Origin of the sequence: Cellulomonas flavigena DSM 20109 (genome assembly GCF_000092865.1) — a bacterium.
GTDB lineage: Bacteria > Actinomycetota > Actinomycetes > Actinomycetales > Cellulomonadaceae > Cellulomonas > Cellulomonas flavigena.
In genome coordinates, this window is the sequence record NC_014151.1 from 2661757 (window position 1) to 2682561 (window position 20805).

Annotated in this window: 15 protein-coding genes; 7 read left to right on the forward strand and 8 right to left on the reverse strand. The window is 75.7% G+C overall.

All coding sequences use genetic code 11. The features are described 5' to 3' along the window. Positions 1-10: 10 nt before the first annotated feature. The 3 genes from CFLA_RS19085 to CFLA_RS19095 are packed head-to-tail and all read right to left on the reverse strand — an operon-like array spanning position 11 to position 5856. A complete protein-coding gene (locus CFLA_RS19085) occupies positions 11-2650 on the reverse strand; it encodes an N-acetylmuramoyl-L-alanine amidase (protein ID WP_013117603.1) in 2640 nt (879 codons plus the stop codon). A 21-nt stretch (positions 2651-2671) separates the two neighbouring features. Continuing rightward, entirely contained in the window at positions 2672-5275 is a 2604-nt protein-coding gene (locus CFLA_RS19090; protein WP_013117604.1) for an LGFP repeat-containing protein, read from the reverse strand. Next, positions 5272-5856 carry a hypothetical protein gene (locus tag CFLA_RS19095; protein ID WP_013117605.1) on the reverse strand — a complete coding sequence of 195 codons (585 nt, stop codon included), beginning with the start codon at positions 5854-5856 and terminating at the stop codon, positions 5272-5274. The genes CFLA_RS19090 and CFLA_RS19095 overlap by 4 nt, the downstream gene beginning before the upstream one ends. Positions 5857-6012: 156 nt before the next feature. On the opposite strand from CFLA_RS19095, the gene rfbB reads away from it, so the two are divergent. The 3 genes from rfbB (at position 6013) to CFLA_RS12060 (ending at position 9768) form a co-directional block, all read left to right on the forward strand. Then, positions 6013-7008, forward strand: a complete 996-nt coding sequence (gene rfbB, locus CFLA_RS12050; protein ID WP_013117606.1) for a dTDP-glucose 4,6-dehydratase — start codon at positions 6013-6015, stop codon at positions 7006-7008. 151 nt (positions 7009-7159) lie between these two features. Continuing rightward, positions 7160-8401 carry an LCP family protein gene (locus tag CFLA_RS12055; RefSeq protein ID WP_245530243.1) on the forward strand — a complete coding sequence of 414 codons (1242 nt, stop codon included), beginning with the start codon at positions 7160-7162 and terminating at the stop codon, positions 8399-8401. A gap of 464 nt (positions 8402-8865) precedes the next feature. Continuing rightward, positions 8866-9768: an LCP family protein gene (locus tag CFLA_RS12060; RefSeq protein ID WP_245530244.1), complete on the forward strand. Its 903-nt coding sequence runs from the start codon at positions 8866-8868 to the stop codon at positions 9766-9768. A gap of 27 nt (positions 9769-9795) precedes the next feature. On the opposite strand, the gene purE is transcribed toward CFLA_RS12060, so the two are convergent. The 5 genes from purE to CFLA_RS12085 form a co-directional block, all read right to left on the reverse strand. After that, positions 9796-10332: a 5-(carboxyamino)imidazole ribonucleotide mutase gene (gene purE / locus CFLA_RS12065; RefSeq protein WP_013117609.1), complete on the reverse strand. Its 537-nt coding sequence runs from the start codon at positions 10330-10332 to the stop codon at positions 9796-9798. Then, a complete protein-coding gene (locus CFLA_RS12070; RefSeq protein ID WP_043600671.1) occupies positions 10329-11516 on the reverse strand; it encodes a 5-(carboxyamino)imidazole ribonucleotide synthase in 1188 nt (395 codons plus the stop codon). The genes purE and CFLA_RS12070 overlap by 4 nt, the downstream gene beginning before the upstream one ends. A gap of 59 nt (positions 11517-11575) precedes the next feature. After that, the gene (gene manA / locus CFLA_RS12075) at positions 11576-12766 is read right to left on the reverse strand and encodes a mannose-6-phosphate isomerase, class I (protein ID WP_013117611.1); all 1191 of its coding nucleotides are present in this window, start codon (positions 12764-12766) and stop codon (positions 11576-11578) included. A 65-nt stretch (positions 12767-12831) separates the two neighbouring features. Then, positions 12832-14169, reverse strand: coding sequence for a sensor histidine kinase (locus tag CFLA_RS12080; RefSeq protein ID WP_013117612.1), 1338 nt, complete (start codon positions 14167-14169; stop codon positions 12832-12834). 3 nt (positions 14170-14172) lie between these two features. Continuing rightward, on the reverse strand, positions 14173-14895 hold the full coding sequence (locus tag CFLA_RS12085; protein WP_013117613.1) for a response regulator transcription factor: 723 nt from the start codon (positions 14893-14895) through the stop codon (positions 14173-14175). A 175-nt stretch (positions 14896-15070) separates the two neighbouring features. Between CFLA_RS12085 and CFLA_RS12090 the strand changes: the two genes are divergently transcribed. The 4 genes from CFLA_RS12090 (at position 15071) to CFLA_RS12105 (ending at position 20671) form a co-directional block, all read left to right on the forward strand. Then, on the forward strand, positions 15071-16408 hold the full coding sequence (locus tag CFLA_RS12090; protein ID WP_013117614.1) for a sensor histidine kinase: 1338 nt from the start codon (positions 15071-15073) through the stop codon (positions 16406-16408). Further along, positions 16405-17124 (forward strand): response regulator, encoded by a 720-nt coding sequence (locus CFLA_RS12095; RefSeq protein ID WP_013117615.1) that lies wholly within the window; start codon positions 16405-16407, stop codon positions 17122-17124. Before CFLA_RS12090 ends, CFLA_RS12095 begins: the two co-directional genes overlap by 4 nt. A 140-nt stretch (positions 17125-17264) precedes the next feature. Beyond that, positions 17265-18098 (forward strand): ABC transporter ATP-binding protein, encoded by an 834-nt coding sequence (locus CFLA_RS12100; RefSeq protein ID WP_013117616.1) that lies wholly within the window; start codon positions 17265-17267, stop codon positions 18096-18098. Further along, positions 18098-20671, forward strand: coding sequence for an FtsX-like permease family protein (locus CFLA_RS12105; RefSeq protein WP_013117617.1), 2574 nt, complete (start codon positions 18098-18100; stop codon positions 20669-20671). The genes CFLA_RS12100 and CFLA_RS12105 overlap by 1 nt, the downstream gene beginning before the upstream one ends. Positions 20672-20805: the final 134 nt, after the last annotated feature.

A 20805-nucleotide genomic window follows, 5' to 3' on the forward strand; every position in this document is an offset into this window, starting at 1 on the left:
CCAGTGGGTCCTAGCTCCCGATCCGGGTGCGGGCACCGGTCGCGGCGGACCAGTGGACGGAGCCCCCGACGAACTGCTGCGTACAACCGGCACCGGGGTCGCACCCGAGCACCGTCGAGGTCGGCAGACCGAGGGGACCGGTCACGCCGCCGGTGCCGCGCCACGCGGACTCGATGATCCCGCCGACCGAGTGGGTGCCGGTCGTCGGCGAGGAGGCGAGCGTCGCGCGCTCGAAACGCTGCAGGCACGCCCCGCTCGCGGGGCACGAGGTCCGGGTCTCCACGGGGTGCCCGGTCGCGGTCGCGGCCCCGATCTCCCGCCACCGGCCCGCGGTCGCGCCGGGGACGGCCTGGGCGCCCGTGCGGCCCGACCACGAGACGGCCCCGTCCGTGAACCACTGCGTGCACCCCGCCGTCGGGTCGCACCCCAGGACGCTGGTCGTCGGGACACCGAGCGTCGACGCACCGCCCACGGCCCGCCACCGCTGCAGGATCAGGCCCCCGACGAGGCCGGCCCGCTGCCCGGGACGCCACACGGCGACCGTGCCGCCGAACGGCTGCTCGCAGACCGCGGCGCCGCACCCCAGGACGGTGGCCGTCGGGTAGCCCACGGTCCGCGCGCCGCCCTGGTCGAGCCACTCCTGGGCGACCTCGGCGCCCATCGCCACGGCGCCGCCCTTCTGGGTCCAGGAGATCGCACCGCCGGCGAAGCGCTGCGTGCACCCGGCCGTGGGGTCGCACGCGAGCGTGGTGGACGACGGGTAGCCCAGGGGCCCGGACGCACCGCCGGCACGCTGCCACGTGGCGCCGATGATCCCGCCGATCGCGTGCGCGCCCGTCGCACCGCTCCAGGTGATGTCCGACCGCTGGAAGGTCTGACGGCACCCGGCGACCGCGTCGCACCCGAGCACGGTGCTCGTCGGGTACCCCAGCTCCCTGACGCCACCGACCGCCGCGAACCGGACGTGGATGAGACCGCCGACGAGGTGCGCCCCGGTGGCGCCCGACCACGCCACGACGCCGCCCTGGAACGTCTGCACGCAGCCGGACGCGGGGCAGCCGAACACGGTCGAGGTCGGGTAGCCGATGCCGGCCGCCGGCCCGCCGGAGGAGAGCCACCGCGCCAGGACCAGCCCACCGACCGCCTGGGCCCCGGTGGCGCGGGACCAGTACACGCTCGCCCCGGAGAACTGCTGCACGCAGCCGTCGGGTGTCAGCCCGCAGCGCTGGCCCGCCACCGGCACGCCCAGCGGGCCCGACGGCCCCCCGGTGCGGTCCCACAGCAGACGCATCTGCGGGGAGACCGACGGTCCGCCGCGCCAGTCGGTGGCGGCGTCCCAGTAGCTGCCGGCGGCGCTGCGCACGGCACCGAGGGTGGCGTACCCCTGGTCGCCCGGGCAGGCGGTGAACGCCACGTCCCGGTGGCCGAAGACGTTGGGCAGGTGGACGACGCCCCCGCCCGGCCACCGCGAGTTCTCGCCGCCGCTCGTCGTCCAGGTGGACGAGCCCCGGGGGTCCACGTCGTAGGCCGCCAGCCGCCACGCGGCGATCCGGGCGACCGCGTCCCGCATGGCGCTGCTCGGCGCGACCGTGCCGAACGTGCCCAGCATGGAGACGCCGACGGTCCCGGTGTTGAACCCGCCCGCGTGGACGCCCACGACCGGGCTCGTGAGGCTGCCGGCGCGGCCCTCGTAGATGTTGCCCCAGTGGTCGACGAGGAAGTTGTACCCGATGTCGCACCAGCCGCGGCTCTCGATGTGGTAGCGCTGGTCGTTGCGGATCTGGGCCATGGCCTCGGCCGGCGAGGCGTACGCGTTCGAGCCGGCGGTGTGGTGCACGACCACCGCCGAGACCCGCTGCGCGGTGTCCGGCGTGCACACCTGCGCCCGGGCGCCCCACTGCGCGCGCGACACCACGGCCGGGGCCTGGGTCGCAGCGGCGAGCGGGGACATCCCGCGGGTCGCCCCGGCGACGTCGGGCACGGCGGTCTCGTCGACCTCGGAGCCCACGACGGCGAGGCGGACGTCCTCGAGCTGCTCGGTGGCGACGGCGGCGACCGAGATCTGGACCGCGTCGGACGCACCCACCCACACCGACGGCGTGCCGCCGCGGCGCTGCGCGCGGGCGTCGGCCGTCCCCTCGTCGGGTGCGGACTCGTCGGTCTCGAGCGGGACCCAGTCGCTCCACCCGTCCGTGGTGCGGGTGCGCACCTGCGGCGCGAGGTCCGACACGTCCGCGTCGACGGGCCACGTCAGTGCGACGGTCTGGAACTCCGCGTCGGGCTCCACGACGGCGCTGAGCACGCGCGGACCGGCGGGGTCCTGGAGCACGAGCTCGTCGGCCGTGCCGGTGGTCGGGGGCGGCGTCGCGCCGGGCGCCGAGGGCACGCCGCCGGGGTCCGCGGCAGGGGCCGGCGCGGGCGTCGTCGGTTCCGCCGGGGGCGTGCCGTCGGACGCCGGCGCCACGACGTCGAGCTCGGCGACGTCGACCTGCGGCGCTGCACCCGTGTGCTCGTCGGCGGGCGCGTCCGTCACGACCGGCAGGGGCGTGTCGTCCGCCGCCGCGGCCGGGCCTGCCGCGGCGGCGCCGAGCGCAGCGGTCAGCGCGACCGCCACCGTGATCGTCCTGCGCCACGCGTCGCGTCGCCTCATGGTCGTCCCCCCTGCGTCATGTCACGGACGTCCTGCCACCACCTGGGCGCCGGTCGCCGCCGTCCAGCGGATCGCGCCCCCGTCGAACTCCTGCGTGCACCCGGCCGCCCCGTCGCAGGCCAGCACCGTCGTCCGCGGGTAGCCCAGGGCCGAACGCTCGGCCCCGAGCGAGCTCCACAGGCGGTGGATCTGCCCGCCGACGAGGTGCGCGCCGTGCACCGACGACGCGATCGCGCCGTACTGGAAGCGCTGCACGCAGCCGGCCGCCTGGTCGCAGGTGCCGGACGAGTCGAGGGCCTGCCCCAGGCCGGAGTCCGTGCCGCCGGAGCTGCGCCACCGCTCGAAGATCGGCCCGACCAGGAGCTGGGCGCCGCGTGCCTGCGTCCAGTCGACCGCGCCGCGCTCGAACTCCTGCACGCACGACGTCGTGCACGTCGGCGCCGTGGTCACGGGCCGCCCGAGGCGGGACTCGCCACCGGCCGCCTCCCACGCGTCGCGCACGGGACCCCACACCGCGTGCGCCCCGGCGGCGGGCGTCCACGCGACCGCGCCCCCGGTGAACGTCTGCGTGCACCCGGGAGCGGTGCAGGCGAGCACGGTGCTCGTGGGGAACCCGAGCGGCGAGGACGTGCCGCCGAGCGCGCGCCACCGGCTGTGGATCATGCCGCCGACCAGGTGAGCGCCCGTGGCGGGGCTCCACGCCACGGAGCCGCGCTGGAAGGTCTGCTCGCAGCCCTGCGTACCGCAGCCGAGCACGGTCGAGGTCGGCATGCCGATGCCTGCCTTCTCCACCCCGGACACGCGCCAACGCTCCCAGATCAGCCCGCCGACGAGCTGCGCCCCGGTGGCACCGGACCACGCGACCGCGCCGCGCTGGAAGCGCTGGACGCAGCCCGTCCCGGCGTCGCAGGCCTGCACGGTGCTCACGGGGTACCCGATGCCCGAGTCCAGCCCGCCCGAGGCGACCCACCTGCTGTAGATGATGCCGCCGATCAGGTGCGCGTCACCGCTGCCCGACCAGGCCATCGCGCCGCGGGCGAACCGCTGCAGGCAGCCCGTGGCCGGGCACTCCTCGAGGCTCTCCGTGGGCAGCCCGATGCCCTCGTGGATCCCGCCTGCGGCGGTCCACGCGGACGCCAGCGGCTCGGGGACCGCACGCGTGCCGGTGGACTGCGCCCACACCAGCAGGCCGTTGCGGAAGGACTGCGGGCACCCGAGGGTCGGGGAGCACGCCAGCGTGGTCGACGTCGGGTAGCCCAGGCTCGACGCGGGACCGCCGCGGGCCTGCCAGGCCGAGTGCAGGATCCCCCCGACCAGGTGCGCACCGGTCGCCGAGGACCACGCGATCGTGCCGCGCTGGAACGCCTGCGCACAGCCCACGCCGCCGTCGCAGCCGAGCACGGTCGACGTGGGGTAGCCGATGCCGGAGTCCAGGAGCCCGGACGCCGCCCAGCGCTGGTACAGCAGCCCGCCGACGAGGTGCGCGCCGGTGGCGGACGACCACGCGACCGCGCCCGACTGGAAGCGCTGCAGGCAGCCCGACGCCGGGCACGAGAGCACCGAGGTCGTGGGGTACCCGATGCCGGAGCCCGACAGCCCGCCGGACGACGCCCAGCGCGCGTGGATCAACCCGCCTGCGGCACGGGCACCGGTCGACGGTGACCAGTACATGGTGCCGTTGCTGAAGCGCTGCGAGCACCCGTCGGGCCTCAGCCCGCAGCGCTGCGGCTCGACGGGGACGCCGAGGTCGCCACGGGGCCCGCCGAGCCGGTTCCACTCCTGCGTCATCTGGGGGCTCACGGAGTACCCGTGCGTGGGGCCGAACCAGTCGGTGAAGTAGTTCCAGAAGTTGCGGTTGCCGTACGACGAGCACGCGTCGCCCGTGCCGTAGCCCGCCGCGAGCGCCGCGCCGTTCGGCTGGTAGGGCGTGTAGTTGTACAGCCCGGCCGTCGCCTGGTTCTCGATGTGGACGGGCGACGAGCCGCACGCGGCGTTCGGGTGGAACCGCACGTTGTTCGTCATGCCGGCGCGGTGGGCGTACCGCGTGGGGTTGAGCTGGTAGTTCTTGAACTGCCACGCCGCCTGGTACACCTGGTTGAAGAACCCGTAGTACCGCGCGTCGCACGCCGCGGTGTCGGGGCAGCCGAAACCCATGGCCTTGCGGTACCGGGCGTCGGTCGCGGCCGCACCGGTCGTCGTGACCAGGCCCTGCTCCTTCTGCAGCGTGACCAGCAGCACCTGGGCGTTGATCCCGCAGCCGTGCGCGACCTTGGCGATGATCGCGGACGCGCGCTCGTCCGCACGGCCCGCGTAGCCGCCGCGGCACCGGTCGTCGGGCGCGCGGTCCTGCGTGGTCGTCCGGTAGTCCTTGAGACACGCCGCGCCGTCCGCGCCGATGCGGCAGCCGGAACCCTTCTCGTCCAGGAACTGCTGGACCGCGGCCTCGCCCATCCAGTCGCCGGCGAAGAAGACCTGGTCGCTGATGATGTTGCCGGGCCGGAAGTTCGCCAGGTCCGCGGCGGTCGCGCCGCCTGCGCCGGCGACGACGGCGCCGAGCGTGACAGCGGCGGCGAGCAGCAGCCGGCGCAGCAGCGCACCGGCCCACGGGGCACGACGCGGGGTCACGGGACCACGACCTCGACCGTCGCCGACGCCCCCGAGGCTGTCGGCGACTCGTACGTCACGCGCGCCGACCACGTCCCCGACGACGCCCCGGCCGCGAGCTCCCCGCACGACGTGGACCCGGCGTCGGGCGTCGCGGGCTGCGACGCCGTGCGCGTCGTACCCGGCCCGGTGAGCGTGAGCGTGCACGTGCCGCCGCTCTCCACGAGGCCCTCGACGTAGGCGCCGACCGCGACGCGCGACGCGGCCACGTCCCACCCGGAGTAGGTGACGACGACGGGTACGGCGCCGCGGCCGTCGGGGGGCTCCGCTCCCGGAGCGGGGGCGGGCTCGGGCGTCGGCTCGGGCGTCGGCGGCTGCGCGGACGCCTGGGGTGCGGGCGTGGTGGCCGTCGCGGTCGACGTCGGACCGGGCGTCGACGCGGTCGCGGACGCGGTCGTCGGCGCGGCGCCCTCGCGGGGGCCCGTCGTGCACGCGGCGGCGAGCAGGACGAGCGCGAGCGAGGCGGCGCACGCGACGGCCCGGCGCGCGGGCACGCTGCGGCGCCCGGCTCGCCCGGCGGACGGTGACGGGGTCGCGCGCATGCAGGTGGATCTCATCAGACCTGCCATGCTGTCACCGGCCGCAAGGCCCCTCACCGCCCGACACGCGGACGAACCGGACAGGTACGATCGAGCTTTCCTCCGGCGCGTCGCCCCCCGCCGGGCGAACCGCCCGAACCGCCCGAAAGGTCCGTCCCCATGCGCATGCTCGTCACCGGCGGAGCCGGCTTCATCGGCTCGAACTTCGTGCACCAGACGGTGCGCGAGAGGCCCGACGTGCACGTCACCGTGCTGGACGCCCTGACCTACGCCGGCGACGAGCGCAGCCTCGACCCGGTCGACGGGCGCGTCGTGCTCGCGAAGGGCGACGTCGCCGACCCGGACATCGTCGACCGGCTCGTCAAGGACGCGGACCTCGTCGTGCACTTCGCCGCGGAGTCGCACAACGACAACTCGCTGCACGACCCCTGGCCGTTCGTGCGGACCAACGTCATCGGCACCTACCAGCTCCTCGAGGCCGTGCGCCGGTACGACGTGCGCTACCACCACGTGTCGACCGACGAGGTGTACGGCGACCTGGAGCTCGACGACCCGGCGAAGTTCACGCCGGAGACGCCGTACAACCCGTCGAGCCCGTACTCCTCCACCAAGGCGTCGTCCGACCTGCTGGTGCGCGCGTGGGCCCGCAGCTTCGGCGTGCGCGCGACGATCTCGAACTGCTCGAACAACTACGGGCCGTACCAGCACGTCGAGAAGTTCATCCCGCGGCAGATCACGAACGTCGTCGACGGCGTGCGCCCCAAGCTCTACGGCACGGGCGAGAACGTCCGCGACTGGATCCACGTCGAGGACCACAACTCCGCCGTGTGGCGCATCATCGAGGACGGCCGTCTCGGCGAGACGTACCTCATCGGCGCGGACGGCGAGAAGGACAACAGGACGGTCATCGAGCTCATCCTCGAGCTCATGGGGCAGCCGTCGGACGCCTACGACCACGTGAACGACCGCCCCGGGCACGACCTGCGGTACGCGATCGACGCGACGAAGCTGCGCACCGAGCTCGGCTGGGAGCCGCGGTACACGACCTTCGCCGACGGCCTCGCCGCGACCATCGAGTGGTACCGCGCCAACGAGGCGTGGTGGCGGCCGCAGAAGGACGCCACCGAGGCGAAGTACGCGGTCCTGGGACGCTGACGCCGCGCACGCCGACCTGCACCCTGCGCCCGTGCACCGCCCGGGACGTGCGTGCGTGCAGGTCGGCGCGTGACGTTCTCCACGAATCCTCTACGCTGCGACCCCGTCGACCACGCCGACCCGGACCCTCCCGCGACCTACGATCGGGTCCGTGACCTCACGCCACGCTGCTGCTCGGCGCCCGCGCGCCCCGCGACACGCCCGCAACCTCACGTCGCACGGGGTGCTGCGCGGGATCGCCCTGGCCGTGACCACCGTCCTCGTCTTCGGCGGCAGCGGCGCGATGGCCGTCGCCGCGCGCATGACGGGCAACGTCGACTCGATCGACCTCGGCGGCCTCGTCGAGGCCGTCCCGACGCCCAGCAAGGAGCCGGACCCCTCCGACGCCCACGCGGGGCAGCCGGTCAACGTGCTCGTGCTCGGCTCCGACCAGCGCGACGGCGCGAACGCGGACATCGGCGGCGTCGAGGCGGGCATGCGGTCGGACACCACGATCGTCGTGCACGTCTCGGCCGACCGGACGCGCGTCGAGATGGTCTCGCTGCCCCGCGACTCGCTGGTCGAGGTCCCGTCCTGCACGCTGACGAACGGCAAGACCACCAAGGCGCAGCGACGCGCGATGCTGAACTCCGCGTTCCAGATGGGCTGGGACTACGGGGGCGACCTCACGTCCGCAGCGGCGTGCACCGTCAGCACCGTCCAGGCCAACACCGGACTCACGATCGACAACGTCGTGGTCGTCGACTTCGCCGGCTTCCAGAACATGATCAACGCGATCGGCGGCGTGCCGATGTGCATCGAGCGGGACGTCTACGACAAGTACACCGGCCTCAACCTCACGGCCGGGGAGCACCACCTCGACGGCATCACCGCGCTGCAGTACGCGCGCGCCCGGCACGGCACGGGCTTCGACGGCTCCGACACGATGCGCGCGGGCCGGCAGCAGGTGCTCGTCGCCCGGGTCGCCAACGAGGTCCTCTCCAAGAACCTGCTGACGGACGCCGGGCAGCTCCTGCAGTTCCTCAGCGCCGCGACGCAGTCGGTGACGACCGACCTCACGCTCGCCGACCTCAGCGGCCTGGCCTTCAGCCTGCGGACCATCGACCGTGACAGCATCACGTTCATGACCGTGCCGTGGGTGCCCGCCACCAGCGACCCCAACCGCGTCGAGTGGACCTCGGCGGCGGACGAGCTGTGGGCGAACATGGTCGCCGACGTGCCCATGCTGGGGGTGCCGGAGGCGCCGCAGGCGCCCGAGCCGCCCGCGGCGAGCCCGGGCACGGACGCCGGCACCGCCCCGGCCGCTCCCCCGCCGCCGGTCGAGACGCCGGCCCCGGCCAAGACACCCGGCGTGGACGCGTTCACCGCCGCCGACGCCGCCGCGACCTGCTGAGCGTGCCGATGCCAGGACGCCGCGACGAGGACCCGACGCCTCCCCCGAGCTTCGCCCCCGCGCCGGGCCGGTCCCGCCCCGGCGCCGAGGACGCGCGGGTGGTCGGCCGGTCGCCCGCGCGACCGACGCCGCCGCGCAGCGCTCGAGCCGTGCCCCCGCGCACGGGTGCCGCGCAGCAGGGCGGGGCCGGCGGGCCCGCAGCCCCGGCGGCACGCGCCACGCCACGACCGGCCGGCGCCCCGGCGTCCTTCACCCCGGCCGGCCGCCGGCCGGCGCCCCCGGGGGCGCAGGACGCCGCGCCCTCGGCTCGGCGGGCCACCCCGCCGCGCAGCGCGGTCCCGCGTGCGGCAGCCGCCCGACCGGGCCAGGTACGTCCCGCGGCGGGCGCAGGAGCGCCGGGCACCGTTCCCGGCGCCCCGCGGCGGCGCCGGCGGCGCCCCGGGCTGGTCGCCCTGGTGGTCGTGGTGGTGCTCCTCGCCTGGCCGATCGGCCTGCTCGTGTGGGCCAACGGCATGCTGCAGCACACGCCCGCACTCTCCGGCGCGCCCGGGACCCCCGGCACGACGTACCTGCTCGCGGGCTCCGACGCGCGCGGTGACGACGGCGGCGTCGCGGAGGACGGCACCGAGGGGCAGCGCACCGACACGATCCTGCTGCTGCACGCGCCGGCGAACGGCCCGACCGCGATGATCTCGCTCCCGCGCGACACGTTCGTCGAGGTCCCCGGGCACGGCCCCGCGAAGCTCAACTCGGCCTTCGCGTGGGGCGGGGCTCCGCTGCTCGTGCAGACCGTCGAGGGCCTGACGGGGCTCACGGTCGACCACTACGTGGAGATCGGCATGGGCGGTGTCTCGCACCTCGTCGACGCCGTCGGCGGCGTCAACCTCTGCTACGACGGCGACGTGAACGACCCGGACTCCGGCATGGTGTGGACGGCCGGCTGCCACGACGTCGACGGTGTCACCGCCCTGGCGTTCGCCCGCATGCGCAAGGCCGACCCGCAGGGCGACGTGGGGCGCGCGCTGCGCCAGCGTCAGCTCATCAGCGCCGTCATGGGGAGGATCAGCCCCGGCTCGCTCGCGCTGCGGCCGGGCGCGCAGGTCGCGCTGGTCGACGCGGGCACGGGCGCCCTGACGTTCGACGAGGACGCCGGCGTGCTCGACGTCGCCCGCCTCGCGCTCGCGTTCCGCGCCGCGAACGGCGCGGACGGGATCACCGGCACCCCGCCGATCGCGAGCATGGACCACCGGCCCGGGGGTATCGGGTCGACGGTGCTGCTCGACCCGGAGCAGACCCCCGGCTTCTTCACCGCGATCCGTGACGGCTCGCTGCCGCCCGGGCAGGTGGGGGGCGTGCCGACCTCCTGACGCCGTGGGACCGGGCCGCAGGGTCCGTCAGGCGGAGAAGCCCAGGCCGGGTCCCGTCGCGCGTGCCCGCAGGCGCTCGCCCTTGGCGTCGGCCTGCGCGCGCAGCCCGTCCTGGAACTCGAGCATCGCGGCGCGCAGTCGCCCGGCGAGCGCCCCCTCGCCGGACGCGAGGACGCGCACCGCGAGCAGGCCGGCGTTGCGCGCGCCCCCGACCGAGACGGTGGCGACGGGCACGCCGGCAGGCATCTGCACGATCGACAGCAGGGAGTCCATGCCGTCGAGGTGCGCGAGCGGCACGGGGACGCCGATCACGGGCAGCGGCGTCACCGCAGCGAGCATGCCCGGCAGGTGCGCGGCTCCCCCGGCGCCGGCGACGACGACGCGCAGGCCGCGCGCTGCCGCGTCGCGGCCGTACGCGACCATCTTGTCCGGCTGCCGGTGCGCCGAGACGACGTCGACCTCGACGGGCACGTCGAACTCGGCCAGCGCCTCCGCTGCCGCCTGCATCACGGGCCAGTCGGAGTCCGACCCCATGACGATGCCGACCAGGGGGCTCGCGCTCATTCCGTCCCTCGTTCCTCGCTGCTCTCGCCGCGCAGCCGCGCGACCGCGGCGCGCGCCCGCGCACGGACGTCGTCGAGGTCGTCGCCAGACACGTTCACGTGACCGAGCTTGCGCCCCGGGCGCACGGTCTTGCCGTACAGGTGGACCTTGGCGCCCGGGTCGGCGCCGAGCACGTCGTGCAGCGCGTCGGTCGGGTCGTCGAGCGCGCTGCCCAGGAGGTTGACCATGACCGTCCACGGCGCCACCGGGGCGACCTCGCCGAGCGGCAGGTCGAGCACGGCACGCAGGTGCTGCTCGAACTGGCTGGTCACCGCGCCGTCGATGGTCCAGTGCCCCGAGTTGTGGGGACGCATCGCGAGCTCGTTGACCAGCACGCGCGGCGGGCCCCCGGGTTCGGCGACCTCGAAGAGCTCGACAGCGAGCACGCCCGTGACGCCCAGCCCGTCGGCCACCGCCCGCGCGATCCTCTCGGCCTGCGCCGCGGTGGTCGGGTGCAGGCCGGGCGCGGGGGCGACCACCTCGGCGCACACGCCGTCGCGCTGCAGGGACTCCACGACGGGCCACACGGCGGTCCGGCCCGAGGGCGTCCGCGCCACGAGCACCGCGAGCTCCCGGGTGAACGGCACGAGCTCCTCGGCCAGCAGCGCGGGTCCGGTGCCGTCGCCCGCAGCGGCGCACCACGCGACCACGTCGTCGGGCACCGCGCCCTCGTGGACCACGCGCACGCCCTTGCCGTCGTAACCACCACGGGTGGTCTTCACCACCGCGCTGCCCCCGACCTCGGCACGGAAGCGCTCGAGGTCGGCGAGGTCGGCCACCGGCGCCCAGCGGGGGCACGGTACGCCGAGCGCGGTCAGCCGGCGGCGCATCTCGGCCTTGTCCTGCGCGTGCAGCAGCGCCGCGGGGCCGGGGTGCACGGGAACGCCGCGGGCCGCGACGGCCTCCAGGACGGGGGGCGGCACGTGCTCGTGCTCGAACGTCAGCACGTCGGCGCCGTCGACGAGCGCGAGCACCGCGTCGGCGTCGGACGCCGCGCCCACGGGGGCGTCGGCGACGGCCTGCGCGGCCGACGCGTCCGGCGCCTCGACGAGGACCCGAAGGTGCAGGCCCAGCGCGGTCGCGGGGCCCGCCATCATGCGGGCGAGCTGCCCGCCGCCGATGACGGCCACGATCGGAGGAGTCACGGGCGTCGAGGGTAGCGGCTCGCGGCGCGCGGTCGCGGTGCCGCCCACCGACGCCGACGTCACGGGACGGACGCCTGCACGACCCGTCCCTCGCCGGCGGCGCTGAGGATGCCGTCGGAGGCGGGGACGAACGCCGCCTGGCCCGGTCCGACCTCGAGCGACCCGCCCCGCGCCGACTCCAGCGTCGCGCGCCCGTCGAGGCACAGCACCACGCGCGGGCCGCCGCCGGGCAGCCGGCAGCGCGTGGCCGAGAGCCGGGTCACCGACAGCTCGAAGTCGTCCACGGGTGCGTAGTACACGTCGGTCGCGTCGTACACGTGCTCCGGCGCGATCCGGATGGGCGGCGCGGCGACGCACTCGACGATCCGCAGCAGCTCGGGCACGTCGACGTGCTTGGCCGTCAGCCCGGCTCGCAGCACGTTGTCGGAGTTCGCCATCAGCTCGACGGCGGTGCCCTCGAGGTACGCGTGCACGGCGCCCGCGGGCACGAACAGCGCCTCCCCGGGGCGCAGCGAGACGGGGTTGAGCAGGACGGCCGTGACGGCGCCGGGATCGCCCGGGTAGGAGCGCTCGAGGAGGTCGACGGCGTGGTCCGTCCGCGGGGACGGCGACCCGCGGCGCAGGCGGTCGCGGAACGCGTCGGCGAGGTCGTGCACCTCCTCCGGGCCGGGCCGCGTGGCCTCGCTCACGAGCATCGTGAACGCCTCCTGCATGCCGGTCGACGTGGGGTCCGACGTCACGACCTTGTGGAGCTGCCGCGCCGTGGGGTGGTCGACGCCCTCGAGGATCTCGGCAGCCCGGCGCGGCGCGCGGAAGCCGACGAGCGCCTCGAAGGGTGAGAGCGCGTACACCAGCTCCGGCTTGTGGTTGCGGTCGCGGTACGAGCGCCGCGGGTCGTCCACCGGGACGCCGCGGGCGTCCTCGCGTGCGTAGCCGTCGTGCGCGAGCTCGATGCTCGGGTGCACCTGCAGCGACAGCGGCCGCTCGGCCGCGATCAGCTTGAGCAGGAACGGCAGGCCCTCGCCGAACCGCGACACCACGTCGTCACCGAGCGCGGCGACGGGGTCGGCGGCGATCGCCGCGTCGAGCGTGGTCGGTGCGGAGCCCGGGAGCCGCGACGGCGCCGACGCGTGCGCGCCGAACCATGCCTCGGCGACGGGCGTGCCGTCGGACGGACGTCGGAGCAGCTCCGGGATGGCGGTCGGCGACCCCCAGGCGTAGCCCTGGATCGCCGGCTCGAGAACCTGCACGGCTTCCCCCTCGCGGACGGATGTGCCCGAAGCCTAGCCCGCGGGCCGCACGGGCCGTGACGCGCTCAGCGGCGCCGGTCGCGCCGCACCGACACGACGGCGCCGCGCGGCAGCACGACGTCGGGGCGCAGTGACGCCGGGACGCCCGACAGGAAGAGCGCGAAGACCGCCGGCCGGCGCTGCGCCAGCTCGAGCCGGCCGCCGTCGGCGCTCGCGAGGTCGCGCGCGAGCGCCAGGCCCAGACCGGTGCCCGCGCCGGACGTCACGTCGCGCTCGAAGATCCGCGGCGCCAGGTCGTCGGGTACGCCCTCGCCCTCGTCGCCGACCTCGACGACGACCGTGCGCGACGGCCCGCCGCCGCGCGAGCGCACGGTCGTGGTGCCGTCGCCGTGCTTGAGCGAGTTCTCGATGAGGGTGGCGAGCACCTGCGCGAGCGCCCCCGGGGTGGCGAGCACCTGCGTGGCCGGGTCGACGTCGACGACGAGCCGGCGGCCCGCCGCGGCGAACGTCGGCGCCCACTCCTCCTCCTGCTGGTGCACGACCTCCTGCAGCGAGACCGCCTCGGTCGTGCCGCCCTGCGCGCGCCGCGAGCTCGTCAGCAGGTCGTCGACGACGCGCACGAGCCGCTCGACCTGCTCGAGCGAGATGCGGGCCTCCTCGCGGACCTCCGGCTCGCTCGCCGCGAGCATGATCTCCTCGAGGCGCATCGACAGCGCCGTCAGCGGCGTGCGCAGCTGGTGGGAGGCGTCCGACGCGAACTGCCGCTCGGCCGCGAGGCGCCCCGCCATGCGGTCGGCGCTGCGCGCGAGCTCGGCGGCGACGAGGTCGATCTCCTCGACCCCCGACGGCTCGAGCTGTGGGCGGACCTGGCCCGAGCCGAGCTGCTCGGCCGACGCCGCGAGGTACACCAGGGGCGCGGCGAGCCGGTTCGCCTGCCAGATCGCCATCGCGATCCCGGCGGCGAACGCGACGACCGCGGCGACGACGACCAGAGCGATCGCCTGGGTGGACAACCAGAAGACGTCCCACCAGGAGACGTACAGCAGCACGGTCGCACCGGAGTCCGACGTGGTCTGGACCAGCAGCCGCCGCTGGTCCACCACGGGGCCCGCCCGGAAGGTGTCACCCGTGGGCGTGCGCACCACCACGGACGCGGGCAGCCCGCGGGCGGTGCCGTCGCGCGCCTCGCCGCCCGTGTACGGCTCGAGCATGCGGTCGGACAGCGCGATCTCCTGCTCGACCCGGAAGTCGACCGTGCGCGCCACCGACTGCGCGCGGACCTCGACGTTGTAGAGCGCGTTCGAGCGGACGAGCTGGGCCCCGAGGAACGCCAGCGGGAAGCCCAGCAGCACGACGGCGACCGTCACGGCCGCGATCGTCGCCTGCAGCACGCGACGGCGCACGCGTCAGTCCCTGTCGTGCGGCCCCGGCGCGTCGCCCGCCGCGGCCGCGCTGCCCGTCTCGAAGCGGAAGCCCATGCCCCGCACCGTCGAGATGTACCGGGGCGCGTTCGCGTCGTCGCCGAGCTTGCGGCGCAGCCACGAGACGTGCATGTCGAGCGTCTTCGTCGAGCCCGTCGGGTCCGAGCCCCAGACCTCGCGCATGAGCGTCTCGCGCGAGACGACCGTGCCCGCCGCCGCGACGAGCACGCGTAGCAGGTCGAACTCCTTGGCGGTCAGGTGCAGCTCCCGCTCGCCCTGGAACGCGCGGTGGGCCGCGACGTCGACGCGCACGTTCTGGGCGTGCAGCTCGTCCTCGTCGGCCGGGTCGCCCACGGTGCGGCGCAGCAGCGCCCGGACGCGGGCCAGCAGCTCGGCGAGCCGGAACGGCTTGGTGACGTAGTCGTCGGCGCCCGCGTCGAGCCCGACGACGAGGTCGACCTCGTCGGCGCGCGCCGTCAGCACCAGCACCGGGGTCGTCAGCCCCTGGCTGCGGATCGCCCGCGCGACGTCGAGGCCGTCCATGTCCGGCAGGCCGAGGTCGAGGACGACCAGGTCGGCGCTCGCGGCACCGTCGATCGCACCTTGACCCGTGCCTTGCACGCGCACGTCGTAACCTTCACGCCCGAGCGCCCGGGCCAAAGGCTCGGCAATCGCGGGGTCGTCCTCCGCCAGCAGCACCTGGGTCATTCGGCCATGTTAGGTCACGCGATCGCCCTCACCGCCAGCCCTGGGTCCCGGGCCGTCCGCGAGTTCCCGGGCGAGCGCCGTGCACACCGGGTGCTCCTCGGGGTGGACGACCGACGGAGCGCGTGTCCGCCCGCGGGTGCACGACCCCCGACTCCCTCGAGCCTACGCTCGAGGGATGTCGTGGTGGGACCGGTTGTGGCAGTGGGAGGACGAGCACCGACAGGGCGTCGACCTCACGCTGACGTTCCTGCTGACGTTCACGCTGCTGCCGCCGTCGGTCGCGGTCGTCACCTCCGCAGGCTCCGCCGGGCGCGTCATGCTCCTGTCGCTCATCGCGCTGGGCGTCCTGGCGCCCCTGGCGTGGCGACGCACCCACCCCGCCCGCTCGATCGCGCTCGTCTACGCGGCCGCCCTGCTGCACGTCGTCGGCGGCTTCCCGGTCCTGCCGGTCGACGCGGTCGTGCCGTTCGCGCTCTACTCGACCGCGCTGCACGGCCCGCGCTGGGCGCACCGCGCCGGGATCGGCGCCGCCATCGTCGGCTCGGTCGTCGTCGCCGGCGCCCTCGCGATGCCGTACGGCCGGGCGAGCGCGTTCCTGCTCATGGTGCTGATCGCCAGCATCTTCCTCGTCGCGTGGGCGTTCGGGCTGGTGCGCCGCAGCCGGCGCGAGCACCTCGAGGCCCTCGTCGACCGCGCCGAGCGGCTCGAGGTCGAGCGCGACCAGCAGGCGATCATCGCCACGGCGGCCGAGCGCGCCCGCATCGCGCGCGAGATGCACGACATCGTGGCGCACAGCCTGTCCGTGATGATCGCCCAGGCGGACGGCGGTCGCTACGCCGCGGCGCGGGACCCCGCCGCGGCCTCGCGCGCCCTCGGCACGATCGCGGAGACCGGCCGGGCCGCGCTCACCGACATGCGTCGCCTGCTCGGCGTGCTGCGCGAGGCGCCCGGGAGCGGCGGGCCCGCCCGCGTCCTGCCGGGCGCGCAGCCCGGTGTGCTGCCCGTGCCGACGACGCCCCCGGCGGCGACGACGCCCCAGCCCGCGGTCGAGGACGTCGAGCAGCTCGTCGCCCAGGTGCGCGCCAGCGGGATGCGGGTCTCCTACGTGCGCCTCGGCACCCCGCGCCACCTGCCGCCCGGCGCCGGGCTGACGGTCTACCGGATCGCGCAGGAGTCCCTGACCAACGTGCTCAAGCACGCCGGGCCCGACCCGAGCGTCACCGTGATGCTGCAGTGGCAGCCGGCTGCCGTGAGCCTGGAGGTCAGCGACGACGGCCGCGGCGCCGCGGCCGACTCCGACGGGCTGGGGCAGGGTCTGCTGGGCATGCGTGAGCGCGCCACGATGTTCGGCGGCACGGTGACGGCCGGCCCACGTCCCGGAGGCGGGTTCCGGGTCCGCGCGACGCTGCCCACGCCCGGCCGGCCACCGACGCCACCGTCCGACCCCGCCGACCCCGGTGCCGAGGCGCCCGCCCCGGCACCCGTCCACGACACCGGAGGAACCCGACCGTGACCACCCCGCCCACCGTGCGCGTCGCGCTCGTCGACGACCAGCAGCTCGTCCGCGCCGGGTTCCGCATGGTCATCGACTCCCAGCCCGACCTCGAGGTCGTCCTCGAGGCCGGCGACGGCGCGCAGGCCGTGCGCGCGCTGGACCCGGCGGCACGCAACGTCACGGGTCCGGTGGACGTCGTGCTCATGGACGTGCGCATGCCGACCATGGACGGCCTGGAGGCGACCGAGCGCATCGTGGCGCGCGGGACCGACGACGCACCCGCCCCCCGGGTGATCGTGCTGACGACCTTCGACCTCGACGAGTACGTCCTCGCGGCCATCCGCGCCGGTGCGAGCGGCTTCCTGCTCAAGGACGCCCCGCCGGAGGAGATGCTCGCGGCGATCCGCACCGTCCACCGCGGGGACGCGGTCATCGCGCCGTCCAGCACGCGCCGCCTGCTCGAGCACCTCGTCACCGCGCTGCCCGGTGACGCGCCGGCCGCGACCGCGGACCCGGCGCACCAGGCCGTCGCCCAGCTCACGGAGCGCGAGCGCGAGGTCCTCGTCCTCATGGCCCGCGGCCGTTCCAACACCGAGATCGGCCAGGACCTGTTCGTCGCCGAGGCGACCGTGAAGACCCACGTCGGCCGCATCCTGGCCAAGCTCGGCGCGCGGGACCGGGTGCAGGCCGTCGTCGTCGCGTACGAGGCCGGGCTGGTGCGCGCGGGGTCCTGACGCGCGGGCGTGCGCCGCCCGTCGGACCCGTGTGCGGCCACGGGATGACGCCTGCGCACGCCGGACCCACCCACGGCGGGACGCGGCGACCCCGGGCCGGGCGGGAGGCTGGGGCCACACCCTCGAGACAGGAGCACCCGTTGCCGACCACCGCCCCCCGCCCCCACGACCGCAGCGCCGCCGGCGGCGCCACGCCGGCGTCCCGCGCCCGCGCGCTGACCAAGGTCTACGGCTCGGGCGCCGCGGAGGTCCGCGCGCTCGACGGCGTCGACGTGGACTTCGCGACGGGCGAGTTCACCGCGATCATGGGCCCGTCCGGCTCCGGCAAGTCGACGCTGATGCACCTGCTCGCCGGGCTCGACGACGCGACGTCGGGCACGGTGCACCTCGGCGAGACGGAGATCACGTCGCTCGACGACGACGCGCTGACCCGCCTGCGGCGCGACCGCGTCGGCTTCGTCTTCCAGTCCTTCAACCTGCTGCCGATGCTGACGGCCGAGCAGAACGTCCTGCTGCCGCTCGACCTCGCCGGGCGCGCGCCCGACCGCGCGTGGCTCGACACGCTCGTGACGACGCTCGGACTGCAGGCGCGCATGTCGCACCGGCCGAGCGAGCTGTCGGGCGGCCAGCAGCAGCGGGTCGCGATCGCGCGCGCCCTGGTGGCCCAGCCGGAGGTCGTCTTCGCGGACGAGCCCACGGGCAACCTCGACTCCCGCTCGGGCGCCGAGGTCCTGAGCTTCCTGCGCCGCTCGGTCCGTGAGCTGGGCCGCACGATCATCATGGTCACGCACGACCCGACCGCCGCGGCGTACGCCGACCGCGTGCTCCTGCTGGCCGACGGCCGCATCGCGGGGGACATCGCCGACCCCACGCCGGAGTCGGTGCTCGCCGGGCTCGAGGGCCTGCGCGTGCTCGAGGCCCCGGCCGGCACCGGGGCGACGCCGGTCGTCGACATCGCAGGGGGTCGGCGCTGATGCTGCGGCTCACCCTCGCCCAGATGCGGCGCAGCCTGGCCCGTCTGGTCGCGGCGGGCGTCGCGATCCTCCTGGGTTCGGCCTTCGTCACCGCGACCCTGACCGCCGGTGACGTCATCACGCGCGGCGGCTACGACGCGATCACCGCGTCCTACGGGTCGGCGGACCTCGTCGTGGGGCCCGTCGAGGAGAACCTCGCCGACGTGCTCGACACCGCCCGGCGGGCGCCCGGCGTGGTGGCGACCGACCCCTTCATCGCCGGGTGGGCGTCGTTCCAGAGCGGACGGCGCACCCTCAACCAGACGATCGTGCCCGTGCCCTCGGACCCGGGTCTCGCGTCGCTCGAGGTGGTCGCGGGGCGCGCGCCGACGACACCCACGGAGGTCGCGCTGCCCGACCGCGCGGCCGAGCGGCTCGGCATCGGCGTCGGCGACGTCCTCACCACCACGTGGTGGGTGTGGTCCGACGAGCCGGCGCCGGCCGCCGAGCCGACCGGGCCGTCGTCGGACGAGGCCGCGGGCGACGTCGAGGACGTCCCGGTCGCCGAGGAGTCGTCCGCGACCGAGGTCACCGGGGAGGTCACGGTCGTGGGGCTCGTGTCCGACCCGCACGGCGCGTGGGCGCGGTTCGGCGGGGCCGGTACCGCGGTGACGGAGGCCGTCGTGACGTGGACCGGGGCCGAGACGCTCGACGAGGTCTACGGTGCCCGCGTGCTGGTCGCGACCGACGGGTCCCCGGCGGCCGCACGCGCCGCGCTGACGGACGCGCTGCCGGGGATCGACGTGCGCACGCGCGACGAGGCGGCCGCGGCGTCCGTCGAGCAGTACGGCGCGGGCAACGTGGTGGTCCTCATGGTGCTGGGATTCGCCGCGGTGTCGCTGCTGGTGGCGGCGCTCGTCATCGCCAACACGTTCCAGGTCATCGTCGCGCAGCGCACCCGCATGCTCGCGCTGCTGCGGTGCGTCGGTGCGCGTCGTGGTCAGCTGCGCACGTCGGTGCTGCTCGAGGCCGCGATCCTCGGTGCGGTCGCCGGCGTGGCCGGCGTCGCGGTGGGCCTCGCCCTCGCGCAGGGCGCGCTGTCGGTGCTCAACCGGGTGCAGGACGGCGTGCCGCTGCCGCCGTTCGTCCAGCCGACACCCGGCAACGTCCTCGTCCCCGTCCTCGTGTCGGTGGTCGTGACGGTGGGAGCCGCGCTGGTGCCGGCGCACGCCGCGACGCGGGTGTCGCCCGTGGCCGCCCTGCGTCCTGCCGACGCCCCTACCGTGCGGGCCCGGCCCGGGCGCGTCCGGCTCGCGATCTCGCTGCTGCTGTCGGTCGGTGGCACCGCGGTGCTCCTCGGCGGCGTGGCGATGGCGCGCTCCGACCTCGCCGTCGACGAGATGCTCAACCTGCTCGTCGGGGTCCTGGGCGGCAGCGCGTCGTTCGTCGGTCTGCTGGTGGGGGCCCCGCTGTGGCTGCCGCACGTGGTGTCGGCCGTCGGGCGCCCGGTGTCGTCGATCAGCACGAGCGCACGGCTCGCGGCCGCCAACACGTTGCGGAACCCGCGCCGCACGTCGGCGACCAGCGCCGCGCTGGTGATCGGCGTGACCCTCGTCGTCATGATGAGCACGGGGGCCCTGTCGGCGGAGCGGACGATGGCACGTCAGATGGACGAGGAGGGGCCGGTCGACCTCGTCGTGGTGACGGGCTCGGGCGCCGCGGTGAGCGCGTCCGTGCGCGGGCGGGTCGCCGACGTCGACGGTGTCGCGGACGTGGTCGCCACCCGGACGGCGACGGTGACCGCCGCGGACGGCGGCGACCTGAGCGTCGTCGTGGTCGACGCGCAGGACGTCCACGTGCTGCGCGACGCGGCGTCCGCCGAGGCGCTCGCCGAGGGGCGCAGCGTCCTGCCCCGCTGGTGGGCGCGCGATGCCACGAGCCTCGTGGCCGAGGGCGAGCGGACGGCGACGATCGACGTGCTGCCGCGCAACACCGACACCGCCCTGCTCGCGTCCCCGGCCGCGCAGGCCCTGGGGGTCGCCGACGGCGATCCCGACGCCCTGCTGGTGCGTCTCGAGGACGGGACGGACGCGGCGACCGCGATCCTCGACGTGCAGCAGGCCGTGCAGGACGACGACATGCAGGTGGAGAGCTCGGCGGCGAAGCGTCAGTCCGACGAGCGCGTCATCGAGGTGGTCCTGGCCATCGTCATCGGTCTGCTCGGGGTCGCGGTGCTGATCGCGCTCATCGGGGTCGCGAACACCCTGTCGCTGTCGGTGATCGAGCGGCGGCGCGAGTCGGCGACGCTGCGCGCCGTCGGCCTGTCGCGCCGTGGCCTGCAGGCGATGCTCGCGACCGAGGGGATGCTCATCGCGGGCGTCGGGGCCCTGGTCGGCACGGCGCTGGGGCTCCTGTACGGCTGGGCGGGCGCGTCGACGGTGCTCGGCCCGCTGGGCGACGTCCGGCTGTCGGTCCCGTGGGCGCACGTGGGCGTCGTGCTGGTGGTCGCACTGCTGGCCGGGCTGGTCGCCTCCGCGCTGCCCGCACGCGCGGCCGCACGCACACCCCCGGTCGCCGCGCTGGGCGTGGACTGAGCCACGGCCGTCGCACGGTGCGCAGGAGGGCCGCCGCGGCGACGAGCCGACCACAGCCCCGGGGCCGGGAGGTGCGATCCACACCTCCCGGCCCCGGGCCGTCGTCCCCCGACGCTCGCGCCGCATGCTCCGGA

What these genes read in the sequence shown, in the direction of transcription:
- CFLA_RS19085 (WP_013117603.1), bottom strand. Translation starts at nt 2,650, where the DNA reads ATGAGGCGACGCGACGCGTGGCGCAGGACGATCACGGTGGCGGTCGCG.
- CFLA_RS19095 (WP_013117605.1), bottom strand. Translation starts at nt 5,856, where the DNA reads ATGCGCGCGACCCCGTCACCGTCCGCCGGGCGAGCCGGGCGCCGCAGC.
- rfbB (WP_013117606.1), top strand. Translation starts at nt 6,013, where the DNA reads ATGCGCATGCTCGTCACCGGCGGAGCCGGCTTCATCGGCTCGAACTTC.
- purE (WP_013117609.1), bottom strand. Translation starts at nt 10,332, where the DNA reads ATGAGCGCGAGCCCCCTGGTCGGCATCGTCATGGGGTCGGACTCCGAC.
- CFLA_RS12085 (WP_013117613.1), bottom strand. Translation starts at nt 14,895, where the DNA reads ATGACCCAGGTGCTGCTGGCGGAGGACGACCCCGCGATTGCCGAGCCT.
- CFLA_RS12090 (WP_013117614.1), top strand. Translation starts at nt 15,071, where the DNA reads ATGTCGTGGTGGGACCGGTTGTGGCAGTGGGAGGACGAGCACCGACAG.
- CFLA_RS12105 (WP_013117617.1), top strand. Translation starts at nt 18,098, where the DNA reads ATGCTGCGGCTCACCCTCGCCCAGATGCGGCGCAGCCTGGCCCGTCTG.